Genomic DNA, 14143 nt, shown 5'->3' on the forward strand with positions numbered 1-14143 from the left:
GGTCGCGCCCATGGCACTCCCCGGGTTGCGCGATGCGTCCGAGTCAGGAGCCGCAGCGCGGGCCGTTACAAAAGCTTCATGAGTTCGTGCAGGTTCCGTTACGAAATCGCCTGACAAGCTGCGCCAGAGACATCCTTGCGGCCGCCTGCGGCCACCCGGTGCCCGCCCCGTGCCCGCAAGGCCGAACCCATTGCAAAAAGAGAGCGCGTCATGGCCAATTTCACCCTGGAACTTCTGCACGTCACCGACCAAGAGGCTTCGTCGCCCGCGGTCTTCGACGCCCCGAACCTGTCGGCGGTCCTGAACGCGCTGCGGGCCCAGGACATCGGTGCAGACGGCCTGCCGGACAACACTTTGACCCTGTCCTCGGGCGACGCCTTCATTCCCGGCCTCTTCTACGACGCCGCCGCGGCGGTCTACGGCTCTGCCGGGATTGCGGACATCCAGATCCAGAACGAGCTTGGCTTCCAGGCCATCGCTCTCGGCAACCACGAATTCGACTTCGGCACCGGCGTGCTCGCGGGGCTGATCGACGGATCGGCCGAAGGCAGCATCCTCGGCATGGATTTCGGCGGCACCGACTTTCCCTACCTGTCGGCCAACCTCGACTTCAGCCTCGACGCCAACCTCGCGCCGCTCGAGATCGAAGGCGGGCAGGCGCCGCAGGGCGGGTCCGTGACCTCCTCCACGGTGATTACGGTGGGCGACGAGACGATCGCAGTGATCGGCGCCACCACCCCGACGCTGGACCGAATCTCGAGCGCCGGCGACCTGGGCATCCTGCCGGGGCAATTCGACGACACGCCGACGCCCGCGCAGCTTGACGCGCTGGCCGCCGTGATCCAGGCCGAGGTGGATGCCGTGCTCGCCGCCGATCCGACGATCAACAAGGTGATCCTGTCCTCGCACATGCAGCGCATCGCCATCGAGCAGGAGCTGGCCACCCGCCTGACCGACATCGACATCATCATCGCCGGCGGCTCCAACACCCGGCTCTTCGACGAAAACGACCGCGCCCGCGACGGCGACAGCACCCAGGGCACCTATCCGATCTTCGCCACCGACGCGAACGGCGACACCACCGCCATCGTCAACACCGACGGCAGCTACAAATACGTGGGCCGTCTCGTCATCGACTTCGACGAAGAGGGCAAGATCGTCGCCGACAGCTACGATGCCACCGTTTCCGGCGCCTATGCCACCGACGCGCAGGGCGTCGCCGACCTGAACGCGGCGGGCCTGGTCGATCCCGAGGTGCAGCAGATCGCCGACGAGATCGGCGCGCGGATCATCGAGACCGAATCCAACGTCTTCGGCATCTCCGACGTGTTCCTGAACGGCAACCGCTCGGGCACTTTCGCGCCGGACGATCCCGACGGCGTGCGGACCCAGGAAACCAACCTCGGCAACCTGACCGCCGATGCCAACCTGGCCGCGGCGAAGGCGGTGGACGACACCGTGGTGGTGTCGATCAAGAACGGCGGCGGCATCCGCGCCAGCATCGGCCAGACCATCGTGCCCCCGGGCGAGACCGAAGCGGAGCGTACGCCGACCGCCGAAGTGCGCGACGGCGTGGTAGTGAAGCCCGCGGGAGGCATCAGCCAGACCGACATCCAGAAGACACTTGCGTTCAACAACGGCCTGTCGCTGATCACCGTGACCCGCGCCGAGATGGTCGCGGTGCTCGAGCACGCGATTTCCGGTGTCGAGAACGCGGCGGGCAGCTTCCCGCAGATCTCGGGGCTGCAATTCTCCTTCGATGCCGATCTGCCTGCGGGAGAGCGCGTTCTGAACGCCGCCATCGTCGATGACAGCGGCGCGGTCGTGGCAGAGCTGGTCCGCGACGGCGTCCTGGTGGGCGATGCCGACCAGCCGTTCCGCATCGTGACGCTGAACTTCCTTGCCGGGGGCGGCGACGGCTATCCCTTCCCGCAGGGCGCCGAGGCCAACCGCGTCGACCTTTACGACCTGGATGGCGACGGCAGCGATGACGAGGCCACCACCGGCGCGGCCTCCTTTGCCTTCGACGGCACAGAGCAGGACGCCCTCGCGGAATATCTCGATGCGAATTTCAATGACGGCACCGCTTTCACCGCCGCCGACGAAGGACCCGAGGCCGACCTGCGCATCCAGAATATCGGCTTCCGGCCCGACACGGTGCTGATCGACAGCATCGCGGACATCAGCCGCGGCGACCTCACCATCACCGAGGCGCAGGTCTATGACAGCGGTGTCGGCGAGGCCGGGTCCGAGGTCGTCGCCTTTGAGAACGGCGTGGTCTATACCACCAACGGCGAAGAGGGTCGCATCGACGCCTTCAACGCCGACACCGGCGTGCTCCTTGGCTCCATCGACCTGACCGGGATTGCCGGGTTCGATGGTGTACAGTCGGTGGCGGTCAAGAACGGCATCGTCGCCGCCGCCATCGCCGGAGAGGATGCCGCGAACGGCTTCGTCGCCTTCTTCAGCCCCACCGGCCAATTCCTGGGCCGGGTCGAGGTCGGCAACCTGCCTGACAACGTGTCCTTCACCCCGGACGGCAGCCGTGTTCTGGTCGCCAACGAGGGCGAGCCCATCGACGCCGACACCGATCCCGCCGGGTCCGTGTCGATCATCGACCTGTCGAACGGCGTGCTCAACGCTACCGTAAACACGCTGGACTTTGCCGATGTCGACCTCTCGGCGGCGCGCATCGTCGGCGACCGCGGCGCGGCGCTTGATGTAGAGCCGGAGTATATCGCCACCAACGCCGCAGGCACCCGCGCCTACGTCAGCCTGCAAGAGGCCAACGCCTATGCCACGGTGGACCTGACCACCAACACAATCCTCGACGTCAAGAGCTTCGGCACCGTCGATCACAGCCTGCCGGGCAACGGCATCGACAGTTCCGACCGCGACGGGACGATCAACATCACCGCCCGTCCGGTGCAGGGGCTGCGCATGCCCGATGCCATCGCCACCTTCGCGGTCGGCGGCACCACCTACCTTGTCACCGCCAACGAAGGCGACGCCCGCGACCTCGACGGCGACGAGACGCGCCTGTCGGACGCCGCAGAGGACGGCCTGCTCGATCCGGCGCTGCTGGCCGCGCTTCAGGCGGACGGTCTGCTGGCGGATGAAGAGATGGGACGGCTCAACATCTCGGCTATCGACGGCGACACCGACGGGGACGGCGATATCGACGAACTCTACTCCTACGGCTCGCGCGGCTTCACGATCTTCGACGCCGACACCGGCGCCGTGGTCTTCGACAGCGGCGACGATTTCGCGCAGATCATCGCCAACGTGAACCCGCTGGGGTTCAACGACGAGGAGGGCACCACCGACGAAAACCGGTCGGACAACAAGGGGGTGGAGCCCGAGGCCGTCACCATCGGCACGCTGAACGGCACCACCTACGCCTTCATCGGTCTGGAGCGTGACGGCGGCATCATGGTCTATGACGTCACCGACCCGGCGAATTCGGAATTCGTGACCTATTTCAACGGCCGCGACAACGGCGACGTCAGCCCCGAGACCCTGACCTTCGTGGCGCCCGCCGACAGCCCCACCGGCTTTGCCCAGCTGATCGCGGCTTACGAGGTGTCCGGGACCACCGTGGCCTATGACCTGACCACCGTGCCCGACAGCTCGAGCCCGGCCAATCCGACGCCGACCCTTCCGGCGGTGGCCTTCTCCGAGGCGACCTTCCCCGGCACGGTGACGGTCGACGATGGCCCCGTGACCGGCCGGCTCGAAGAATTCAATGGCGCCACCTTCGACGGTGTGGACGATGGCGACACCTTCGTCTTCACCAACGCGCCGCTTTTCGGAGATGCGCAGATCGTCGAGAACGCAACCGCCGGCACGGTCAGCTTCAACGGGGCCGTGACCGGTGTCGATGCCAACCTGACCGCAGGCAGCTTCCTCTCTGTCGCGACTGGCGCCAGCGAGGTCACCGCGCGTTTCCTCGACACCCTGTTGGGCGATGGCGAAGACCTGCGCGAAGGCCAGAGCGTCGATCCGGCGCAGGTGGACGGCATCGGCTTCGATGCCTACCTCACCGGCGACGGCAGCCGCGACTACGTGGTCACCGCGGGCGCCTCGACCTCGGCCTTCGCCAATACGCTGGGCGCCTACGAGATCGACGCCAGCGGCGCGATCTCGAACGTGCGGATCCTCTTCGAGAACAGCAAGACGGCGGCGGGCACCAGCGTCGAGATCGACGACGTGGCCGCGGGCAGCCAGCTGCAGTTCTTCCTGATCCAGAACGGCGCCGACCTTGCGGCGGAACTCAGCGACACGCTGGTTTTCGACACCTCGGGCGCGCGGCCGATGCTGATGGACGATGGCGCGGGGGTCGATGCGGAGATCTTCCACTCCGCCTCGACGGGCTTCAATAGTGACGGGGTCGAGCACTTCCTGTCGGGCGCCACCGCCGAAGCGGACGCGCTGCGCATCGGGATCGAAGACCTCGTGGGCGGCGGCGATCGCGATTACCAGGACATGGTGTTCACCGTCGATATCGCCTGATCGACGCCCAAACGCGAAACGGCCCGGGATGTCCCGGGCCGTTTTCGTTCGCAGGTCCAAGGGCGCGCAGTCGAAGGGATGGGCGTCCTGCACCGCAGGTTTCGACTTCACGCCTCGCGCCGCCGGGATCGCCAAGCGCCGCGTCCCCTCCGAACCCGAGGCGCGCGGATCAGGCGGCGGTCGCCACCTGCCGAAGCCCGAGGATATCGCGCGCCTGTTGCCAGGTCGCGACGGGCCGTTCGTATTTATCGCAAAGCTCCACCGCGCGCCGGACCAGCGCGGCATTCGACGGCGCCAGCGTGTCGCGGTCCAGGCGCACGTTGTCCTCCATCCCGGTGCGCGTATGCCCGCCCTTGGAGATCGACCATTCGTTCAGCGTCAGCTGCGCCGCGCCGATGCCGGCGGCGCACCATTGCGCGTCGGGGGCAAGCCGCTTCAGGGTCTCGATGTAGAAATCGAAGATCGGCTCGTCCGCGGGCATGGCGTTCTTCACGCCCATCACGAACTGCACGTAAAGCGGCCCCCTGAGCCGCCCGTCCGCGGCCATCCGCGTCGCCTGCACGATGTGGCTCAGGTCGAAGGCTTCGATCTCGGGTTTCACCCCGTGTTCGATCATCTCGGACGCCAGCCAGTCCACGAGGTCGGGGCTGTTCTCGTAGACCCGCGTCGGGAAATTGTTCGACCCCACGGACAGCGATGCCATGTCCGGCGAAAGCGGCAGCATGCCGCCGCGTTCCCTGCCGCTGCCCGACCGCCCGCCGGTCGACAACTGAACGATCATGCCGGGGCAATGCGTCTCGATGCCCTCTTTCAACCGCGCGAAACGCTCGGGGTCCGAGGTCGGCTTTCCGGCGTCGTCGCGCACGTGGCAATGGGCGATGCTGGCGCCCGCTTCGAAAGCCTCGTGCGTGCTCTCGATCTGTTCGGCCACGGTGATCGGCACCGCTGGGTTGTTGTCTTTCGTGGGCAGGGAGCCGGTGATCGCGACGCAGATGATGCAAGGGTTGGTCATGGTGGGCCTCAAATGTCGAAGAATACGGTCTCGTCATCGCCCTGCAGGCGGATGTCGAAGTGGTAGGTGCCGCCCTCGGCGCGGGCGATGAGCGTTTCGCGGCGGTGCGCCTGTTCGACCATGCCCAGCACCGGGTCGGCGGCGTTGGCCTCTGCCTCGTCGCCGAAATACATCCGGGTGTTGAGCCCGACGTTGATGCCGCGCGCCACCAGCCAGAGGCTGAGATGCGGCGCCATGCGGCGTCCGTCCCGGCCCGTGACGGCGCCGGGCTTCACCGTGTCGAAGCGGAACACGCCGGTGTCGAAATCCGGGATCACGCGGCCCCAGCCGCGAAAGCCCTCCTCGACCTCTCCGGCGCCGGGGTAGTGGCCTGCGGCATTGGCCTGCCAGACCTCGATCAGCACGTCCTTGACCGGCGCCCCGGTGCCGTCGAAGACGCTGCCGGTGACGGTGATCCGGTTGCCCTGCGCATTGGGGCCGATGATGTCGTGACCCAGTTCGGCATGGTAGATGTCGAACCCCGCCGCCCCCGGAGCCAGACCGATGTGCACGTAGGGACCCGCGGTCTGCGAAGCGGATTCCTTGAGATAGTGCAGCGGCTGGACCATGGTCAGTTCCCCTCGGGCCGGTTTTCGAAGTAGGTCGAGCGGTGCCCGCGCAGCACGATGTCGAACTTGTAGGCGATGCTGTCGAGCGGCACGCTGGCATTGAGGTCGAGCGCGGCAACAAGCATGTCGATGGCGCGCTGGTCGGGAATGGTCCTGACGATGGGGCATTTCGCGATCAGCGGATCGCCCTCGAAATACATCTGCGTGATCAGCCGCTGCGCGAAGGCGGTACCGAAGACCGAAAAGTGGATATGCGCCGGACGCCAGTTGTTGACCCAGTTGCGCCATGGATAGGCACCGGGCTTCACGGTGCGAAAGGCATAGCGCCCCTCGGCGTCGGTCAGCGTCCGGCCGCAGCCGCCGAAATTCGGGTCGATGGGGGCCAGGTAACTGTCCTTTCTGTGCCTGTAGCGTCCGCCGGCATTGGCCTGCCAGATCTCGACCAGCGTATGCGGCACCGGCCGGGCGTTTTCATCGAGCACACGGCCATGCACGATGATGCGCTCGCCGATGGGGTCGCCGGTCGAGGCGTAGTTGCGGAGCAGATCGCTGTCGACCGGGTCGATATCGCCATGGCCGAAGGTCGGGCCGGTCAGCTCGCTGGCTGTGTTTCCCAGCGACAGGAGCGCCAGTTTCGGCGACCGCGCGACGCTGGTCTTGTAATCAGGCGCATAGGCCGGCGGGTGCCATTCGCGGTCGCGCTGGATAAGGTCACGCCCGAAAAGGTCGTTCTGAGTCATGCCGGATCTGCCTCCCTGTCCGAACCGGTCCGCCGCGAAAGCGCGCTGCTTGCACATCGCCAAAGACAGCTATCACGCGGCCGACCGATTTCGAAGGGCCTATCGGCGCCGGTGCGGCTACCCCTGGAACAGCGGAAAACTGACACCCAGCGCCCAGGCCAGTACCAGGCCCGTGGCCAGTCCGGATGCCAACGGTCCGGCGCGCCGCGCGGCGTCGCGGCCCATGGTGCCGAACACCAGGTAGAACAGGATCATCACCGGCGCGATCAGGATCAGGAAGAAAAGCCCCTCGAAATCGAGCGCTACGGCGATGCCAAGCGACAGCAGGAAGGCCGCACGTGTCACCGCCCGCCCGAGGATGGTCTGACCAAAGGTCAGGGTGGCGTCGGCGATCATGTAGGGCATGGCGCCGATCATCATCGCGCAGATGATCCAGGCGCGCTCCGCCGTCGGCCAGAAATTCGCGGCGTAGCGGTCCAGTGCCATGCCGAAGATCGCGCAGGCCCCCAGCAGCAGGGCGACGGCGGGCCAGTTGAGCGGACCTGCGGGCACCCGCCAGTACCGCAGCATGGCAAGCTGCAAGGCGCCGTAGATCAGCATGTGCAGCGCGAGGTAATCCGCCACGAGAACCGGCAGCGTCCTGATGTCTAGAGTCACGGCGATTAGCGGTGCCAGCAGCAGGGGCAGCGCCAGTATCAATGCCGTCCGGCCCCGCGTCAGCGATTGGGCCAGGCCGGCGCGCTGCGGCAGCAGCCGGCTGACGGGCCGGAAGATCAGCACGATCCCGGCCATCAGTCCCAGAATGGCCCAGCCGGTCGGCAGGATGGTGACATTTGAGTCGCGTCCATAGGCGCGATCCAGCCAGGCCACGGCTTCGCCCCGGCCCGCGCGGCTATGCAGAACCGACACGTGCTCGGCGTAGGGGGCCACCACCGACCGCCGCGACACGCCGCCGGACTCGACCGTGTTGCCGTGACCGGCGTCCGGGTCGACCATCCGAACGGCCTCGAGCGCGAAGTCGAGCAGCCGTGGCTCCCAGGAACCGGTCACCAGCAGCAGATCGTCGGGGGCGGCGGGGCCGACCGCGTTCGAGAATGCCGAGATCAGGACCAGCGGACCGATGTCGTCGCGCTCCGCCGCCACGCGCACGAGGATATCAGTCGCCATGGAATGTCCGACCAGCGCCACCGGTCCTGCGCCGTTCGACACGTCATCGACGACCTGCCCGGTCTGCTGCACGAGGAGCCGAGTCGTCCCCTCGATCGCAGAGACGTCGCCGGACATCGGCACGGGATGGCGGCCGTGCCCCTCGAAGTCGAAGGCAAAAACCCGGTAGCCCGCACGCGCCAGCGGCAGCGCATAGCCCTGCATCATCTGTTGCGAACCCGCGAACCCGTGTGCCACGACAACCAAAGGCCCGTCGGCATCCGGTTTCGCGTATGCGACGACCGGAGTTTGCCCGACCTCGAACCGGCTGATGGTGACACCGAAACGCGCCGTCTCGAGCACGGCAAGCGAAAGCAGTATCAGGACAGTGGCAAGGATCAGCCGAACCGACAGGCCGCCCGGCCGCGTGCGACGGGACGAATCGCCGTCCTGCAGCGCGGTCTTCCTGCCGCCGGCCCGGCTCAAGGCGCGTGCTCGGCGCCCAGAACCGGCATCGGCTCCGCCGCCACTCCGTGGGCCCGCGCCATGGCTGAAAAGGCATCGCGCAATTGCGCCAGAACCTCCGACCGCGACGATACCTGTCTTTGCACAAGCCCCAAGCGCCGGCTGACCGCGCCGTCGCAGAACGCACGTTGGTGCACGCTGTCCGGCTGGATGTGCAGCAGCGCGATGCGGGGCACGATGGCCACGCCCAACCCGGCTTGGACCATGCCGACCACCGCGGGCATGGTGTTGGCGACGACGATGTCCTTGGGTACCACGGATAACCCCGAAAGCTCGGTTTCGATCTGCCGGGCCAGCGGCACATCGGTGAGATACCGGATGAAGGGCAGGTCCTTCAACAGCGAGGTGTCGCTGCGAAAGGCCTGGTCGGGCGGTGCCGCGATGACTAGCGGTTCCTGCAGGACCGGGCTCCAGGTCAGGCTCGAAGGCACACCCACGTGCTCCGCCACAAGCGCGGCGTCGAGGTGACCTGCAGCGACATCCGCCATCAGCGACTCCGACATTCCGACCGTCAGCTGAAAGGTGAGATCGCCGTAAAGGCCGCGCATCCGGGCGAAGGCATCGGGCACAAGACGCATGGAAACTGTGCGGATCGCCCCGAATTTGAGCAGTCCCGCCGTGCGCCCGCCGGCAATCGCAAGTTTCGCCTCGGTCATGGTCTGCACGACGGTGCGCGCCGCACGGACCAGCTCCTCGCCCTTCGCGGTCAGCCGCCGCGGGCGGGTCCTGCGGTCGAAAAGGCTGGCCCCGAATTCGCCCTCAAGCGATTGAATTTGCTGTCCGATTGCCGATGGTGTGAGGTTCATGCGCGATGCCGCACCGGCAAAGCTGCCGGTGTCCGCCACGGCGATGAGAGTCTGAAGCTGACGCAGGTCCATGCGTTTTAGTAAAGCTGTGCTTCACAAAAAGCCAAAGAGAAATCATTTTCTGAAGGGCGTGCCGAAGTATAGTCTGCGCAGTAATCCGTACGCACGGCGTGCGGTGCTGCTCTTTTCACCACTCAGGAGACCCAAGATGACCGTTTTCACACGTGCCTTCGCAGGTGTCGGCCTTGCCATCGCAAGCTTCACGAGCCCCGCAATCGCCCAGGACTATCCCGCCAAGCCGGTCGAATTCATCGTGCCCTGGTCGCCGGGCGGCGGCAGCGACACGCTGATGCGGATTGTGGCCAACAACGTGTCGCCCTTTCTCGGGGCAGAGATGCCGGTGATAAACATGCCCGGCGTCGGTGGCACCGTCGGCCTGACCGAAGCCTCGCGCCGCGCCGCCGACGGCTACACCATCAGCCAGGTGCACGAAGGCCTTCTGGCCGCCACCGCGACCGGGCTCACCGAACTGGCCTGGGACGATTTCGATCCCATCGCGCTGATGACCGCGTCGCCGCAGTACCTCGTCGCTGGATCGGGACAGCCCTTCGACACGATGGAGGGCCTTGTGGAATATGCGCAGGAGAATCCGGGTGACCTGACCATCGGCGTGACCCTTGGCGGCGTGCCGCACCTGCACGCGGCGATGATCGCCGAAGCCTTTGACATCGAATGGCGTTATGTCGGTTACGAGGGCACGGGCGAGCGCATCCGCGCGCTGGTCGGCGGCAACCTCGACCTTGCCATCGGCGACATCGCCTCGTCGCTGCAATTCGCCGAGAACGGCGATCTGAACTTCCTCGCCACCGGCGCGACGGAACGCATGCCGCAGACCCCGGACGTGCCGACTTTCATGGAACTTGGCACTGATCTGGACCTGTCGATCACCCGTGGCATCGTCATGCCGAAAGGCGCCCCGGAAGAGGCGCAGGCGACAATGGAAACGGCACTGATGGAGCTTTCGGAAGACGAAGCCTTCATCGAGCAGATCAACAATGCCGGTGCCGAAGTCGCCTTCCGCGGCCGCGACGCCTACAGCGAATACCTGTCGAACCTCGCGGCCACCGTGGACCGCCTTGCCGAGGTCATCGCGCCTTGAGCCAGATCGACGACTTCAAGCCGTCGCAGGAGTCGGGCGAGATTGCCCGACTCCTTTCCTACGTCGCGCTGCTCGCGGCCTCGGTGGGTCTTTTTATCGAGGCCACCACCATCCCGACCTCTCGCTTCGAGGCGCTGGGGGCGGGCGCCTTTCCGATGCTGGTCCATGCCTGCCTGATCCTGCTGCTGGTCACGGCCATCATCGGATCGCTGCGCAAGCTGCCCGCCGCCGCCTACGGTCGGTTCGGCGCCGAGGCGATGGGCTGGCTGAAGGCACGGCGGCTGGTGCTCTTCCTCTTTCTCTGCCTTGCGGTCTTTGTCGCGGGCATTCCGGTGATCGGCTATCCGGTCGCGGCCTTCCTGTTCCTGATCGTACTGCAGGTGACGTATGCACCCAAGACGCGCGTCACGATAGGGATTGCCGTTTTGCTCGCGCTGATCTTCTCCTTCGGCCTGAACTGGCTTTTTGCCGAGGTCTTCAACGTTTTCCTGCCACGGGGGCTCTGAGGTCATGGACGCCTTCATGCTGGGCGCCGCGCAGGTGCTGTCCTTTACCACGCTCATAATGATGTTCTTCGGCGCTATCGCCGGAATCATCGCCGCCGCGATCCCGGGATTCACGGTGACAATGGCCATCGTGCTGACCCTGCCGCTCACTTTTTCCATGGACCCGCTGCAAGGCATCTCGGTGATGCTGTCGGTCTACGTCGGAGGATACACCGGCGGGCTGATTTCGGCGGCGTTGCTGGGCATCCCCGGCACGCCGTCCTCGGTCGCCACAACCTTCGACGCCTTCCCCATGGCCCGGAACGGAGAACCCGGCCGGGCGCTGTCGCTGGGCGTCTGGGCATCGTTCTTCGGCACGCTCATCTCGACCGCGGTGCTGATCGTGGCGGCGCCGCCACTGGCGACCTTCGCGGTACGGCTGGGGCCGTGGGAATATTTCTCCCTGATCGTCTTCGCCTTGACCATCGTGGCAAGCCTCGTCGGAGACTCGCTGCAACGGGGCCTGATCGCCGCGCTGATCGGCCTCGCCATCGCCACCATCGGCACCGATCCGATGATGGGCCGCCCGCGCTTTGACATGGGGCTGGAGCTGCTGGCCGCCGGCCTGCCGTTCCTCGTCGTGCTGATCGGCATCTTCGCCATCTCGCAGCTGGCCTCCGAAGTCGAGGATGCCCGCGCGATCAAGACCGGCGAAAAGCTGGTTTCGGGCACCATCGAGTTCAAGACCTGGGCGGTCATGCGCGAGGTGCTGATGCGCCCGGTGAACCTGATTCGATCCTCGCTGATCGGGGTCGGCATCGGCGCCCTGCCCGGCGCCGGGGGGTCGATCGCGAATCTCGTGGCTTACGATCAGGCCAAACGGTCCTCTAAGGATCCCGACAGTTTCGGCACCGGCACGGCAGACGGCGTCGTCGCCTCCGAGGCCGGCAACTCCGCCACCGCGGGCGGCGGGCTGATCCCGCTCATTTCGCTCGGCATTCCCGGCTCGGCGGTGGATGCGATCCTGATGGCGTCGCTGATGGTGCACGGCATTTCCGTCGGTCCGCGGCTGATCATGGACAATGCCGACCTGGTCTACGGCATGTTCCTCGCCATGGCGGTGTCCAGCCTGATGATGCTGGTGATCTGCGTGCTGTCGATGCGCCTGTTCCTGCGCGTGGCCGAAGTGCCGAAGTGGGTCGTGGTGCCGGTGGTCATGGTCTGCTGCGTCGTGGGATCCTTCGCGCTCAACAATCGGGTCACCGATCTCTACCTGCTCGCAGCGGTGGGCCTGCTGGGCTACGGGCTCAAGGCGCTGGACTACCCGCTGGCACCGCTGGTGCTGGGCGTGATCCTCGGCCCCATCGCCGAGACCAACCTGCGCCGTGCGCTGATGACCGAAAACGACTGGAGCCTCTTCGTCACGCGGCCCGTAAGCCTGATCTTCCTGATCGCGGCGGTGGCGTCGGTGGCCTGGGCAGTGCGCGGCATCCTCAGGCGCCGCAAGCAAAGAAAACTACAGAAGGACACGGCTTGATGACGTTTCGTCACGATCCACTCTACGCCTCGCGGCGGTCGCCCGTTCTGGCCGACAACCTCGTTTCCACCTCGCATCCGCTCGCGGCCCAGGCCGGTCTGTCGATGCTGGCCAAGGGCGGCAATGCCGTCGATGCGGCCATCGCGACCGCGGCGACGCTGACGGTCGTGGAACCGACGGGCAACGGCCTGGGGTCCGACGCCTTCTGCATCCTGTGGGACGGGAAAGAGCTTCATGGTCTGAACTCGTCCGGCGCGGCCCCGGCCGGCTGGACGCCGGAGCGCTTCGCGGGCCACGACTCGATCCCCTTCCGCGGCTGGGAAAGCGTCACCGTGCCGGGTGCCGTCGCTGCCTGGGCCGAGCTGAACGCCAAATTCGGTACACTGGACCTGCCCACGGTGCTGGCGCCGGCCATCGGCTATGCCGAGAACGGCTTTAGCGTGTCGCCGGTGATCGGTGCGCTTTGGGCCAAAGGAGCCGAAGCGCTCTCGGGCCAGCCCGGCTTTGCCGCCAACTTCATGCCCGGCGGGCGGGCGCCGAAGGCCGGAGAACGGTACCGCAATCCCGATCATGCGCGCAGCCTGCAGATGATCGCCGAGACGAAGGGAAAGGCCTTCTACGAAGGTCCGCTGGCCGAGAAGATCGCGGCCTTTGCCCGCGAACACGGCGCGGCCCTGTCCGAGGCCGATCTCGCCGCGCACGCGCCGGACTGGTGCGGCACGATCTCGACCGCCTTCGACGACACCGAGTTGCACGAGATACCGCCAAACGGGCAGGGCATCGCGGCGCTGATGGCCCTTGGCATGCTGGCCCAGACCGGCGTGCGCGATCTCGATCCCGACGACCCGGTCGCCCTGCACCTGCAGATCGAGGCGATCAAGCTGGCCTTCGCGGACATGTACGCCTACGTCGCCGACGGGCGCTTCATGGCAGATGTCACCGCGGCGGACCTGATCGACACAGGCTACCTGGCCGAGCGCGCGAAACTGATCAGCACCGACAGCGCCGGCGCCTACGGGGCCGGCGCGCCGAAGAACGGCGGCACGGTCTACCTGACCACGGCGGATGCATCGGGCATGATGGTGTCCTTCATCCAGTCGAACTACGCCGGTTTCGGTTCGGGTGTGGTGGTGCCGGACACCGGGATCAGCCTGCAGAACCGCGGTGCAGGTTTCTCGCTGAAGCCCGGCCACCCCAACCAGGTCGGACCCGGCAAGCGTCCGTTCCACACGATCATCCCCGGCTTCCTGATGCAGAACGGCGCGCCTAAGATGAGTTTCGGTGTCATGGGCGGACCGATGCAGGCGCAGGGCCACGTGCAGATGACCTTGCGCACGCAGCTTTGGGGGCAAGACGTGCAGACCGCCGTGGACGCGCCGCGCTGGCGATTCGTCGTGGGCACCGAGGTCGCCTGCGAATCGGCCATGCCGGAGGCGACGCGCGACCGGCTGACGGCCCTGGGCCACACCATCACCGTGGAGCCGCCGGACAGCGCCTTCGGCTTCGGTGGCGCACAGCTGATCGAACGTCTGGACGCGGGCGGCTATGCGGCGGGTTCCGACCCGAGAAAGGACGGCGCGGCGCAGGGCTTCTAGGGTCGGATCGCATCGGCT

10 protein-coding genes are annotated in these 14143 nt (G+C 66.5%); 5 read left to right on the top strand and 5 right to left on the bottom strand.

From position 1 onward, the window contains the following. The first annotated feature begins 210 nt into the window (after nucleotides 1–210). The gene (locus DU478_RS10310; RefSeq protein ID WP_114510876.1) at nucleotides 211–4512 is read left to right on the top strand and encodes a choice-of-anchor I family protein; all 4302 of its coding nucleotides are present in this window, start codon (nucleotides 211–213) and stop codon (nucleotides 4510–4512) included. Nucleotides 4513–4681: 169 nt separating this feature from the next. On the opposite strand, the gene DU478_RS10315 is transcribed toward DU478_RS10310, so the two are convergent. The 5 genes from DU478_RS10315 to DU478_RS10335 all read right to left on the bottom strand — a co-directional run bounded on the left by DU478_RS10315 (nucleotide 4682) and on the right by DU478_RS10335 (nucleotide 9421). Next, nucleotides 4682–5524, bottom strand: coding sequence for a BKACE family enzyme (locus DU478_RS10315; protein WP_114510877.1), 843 nt, complete (start codon nucleotides 5522–5524; stop codon nucleotides 4682–4684). 8 nt (nucleotides 5525–5532) lie between these two features. Continuing rightward, the gene (pcaG, locus tag DU478_RS10320) at nucleotides 5533–6132 is read right to left on the bottom strand and encodes a protocatechuate 3,4-dioxygenase subunit alpha (protein WP_114510878.1); all 600 of its coding nucleotides are present in this window, start codon (nucleotides 6130–6132) and stop codon (nucleotides 5533–5535) included. A gap of 2 nt (nucleotides 6133–6134) precedes the next feature. Then, nucleotides 6135–6872, bottom strand: coding sequence for a protocatechuate 3,4-dioxygenase subunit beta (gene pcaH, locus DU478_RS10325; protein WP_114510879.1), 738 nt, complete (start codon nucleotides 6870–6872; stop codon nucleotides 6135–6137). Nucleotides 6873–6989: 117 nt separating this feature from the next. After that, complete coding sequence (locus DU478_RS10330; protein ID WP_233501193.1) at nucleotides 6990–8504, bottom strand: alpha/beta hydrolase; 1515 nt, start codon at nucleotides 8502–8504, stop codon at nucleotides 6990–6992. Beyond that, on the bottom strand, nucleotides 8501–9421 hold the full coding sequence (locus DU478_RS10335) for a LysR family transcriptional regulator (protein ID WP_114510880.1): 921 nt from the start codon (nucleotides 9419–9421) through the stop codon (nucleotides 8501–8503). The genes DU478_RS10330 and DU478_RS10335 overlap by 4 nt, the downstream gene beginning before the upstream one ends. A gap of 136 nt (nucleotides 9422–9557) precedes the next feature. Between DU478_RS10335 and DU478_RS10340 the strand changes: the two genes are divergently transcribed. From DU478_RS10340 to DU478_RS10355, 4 genes are read left to right on the top strand one after another with little or no spacing between them, the layout of a single operon-like run. Beyond that, a complete protein-coding gene (locus DU478_RS10340; RefSeq protein WP_114510881.1) occupies nucleotides 9558–10508 on the top strand; it encodes a Bug family tripartite tricarboxylate transporter substrate binding protein in 951 nt (316 codons plus the stop codon). Next, entirely contained in the window at nucleotides 10505–11014 is a 510-nt protein-coding gene (locus DU478_RS10345) for a tripartite tricarboxylate transporter TctB family protein (protein ID WP_233501194.1), read from the top strand. The genes DU478_RS10340 and DU478_RS10345 overlap by 4 nt, the downstream gene beginning before the upstream one ends. Nucleotides 11015–11018: 4 nt before the next feature. Next, nucleotides 11019–12530, top strand: a complete 1512-nt coding sequence (locus DU478_RS10350; RefSeq protein WP_114510882.1) for a tripartite tricarboxylate transporter permease — start codon at nucleotides 11019–11021, stop codon at nucleotides 12528–12530. After that, nucleotides 12530–14125, top strand: coding sequence for a gamma-glutamyltransferase family protein (locus tag DU478_RS10355; protein ID WP_114510883.1), 1596 nt, complete (start codon nucleotides 12530–12532; stop codon nucleotides 14123–14125). The genes DU478_RS10350 and DU478_RS10355 overlap by 1 nt, the downstream gene beginning before the upstream one ends. Nucleotides 14126–14143 lie beyond the last annotated feature (18 nt).

The organism is Thalassococcus profundi (assembly GCF_003344785.1).
Classification (GTDB): Bacteria; Pseudomonadota; Alphaproteobacteria; order Rhodobacterales; family Rhodobacteraceae; genus Puniceibacterium; species Puniceibacterium profundi.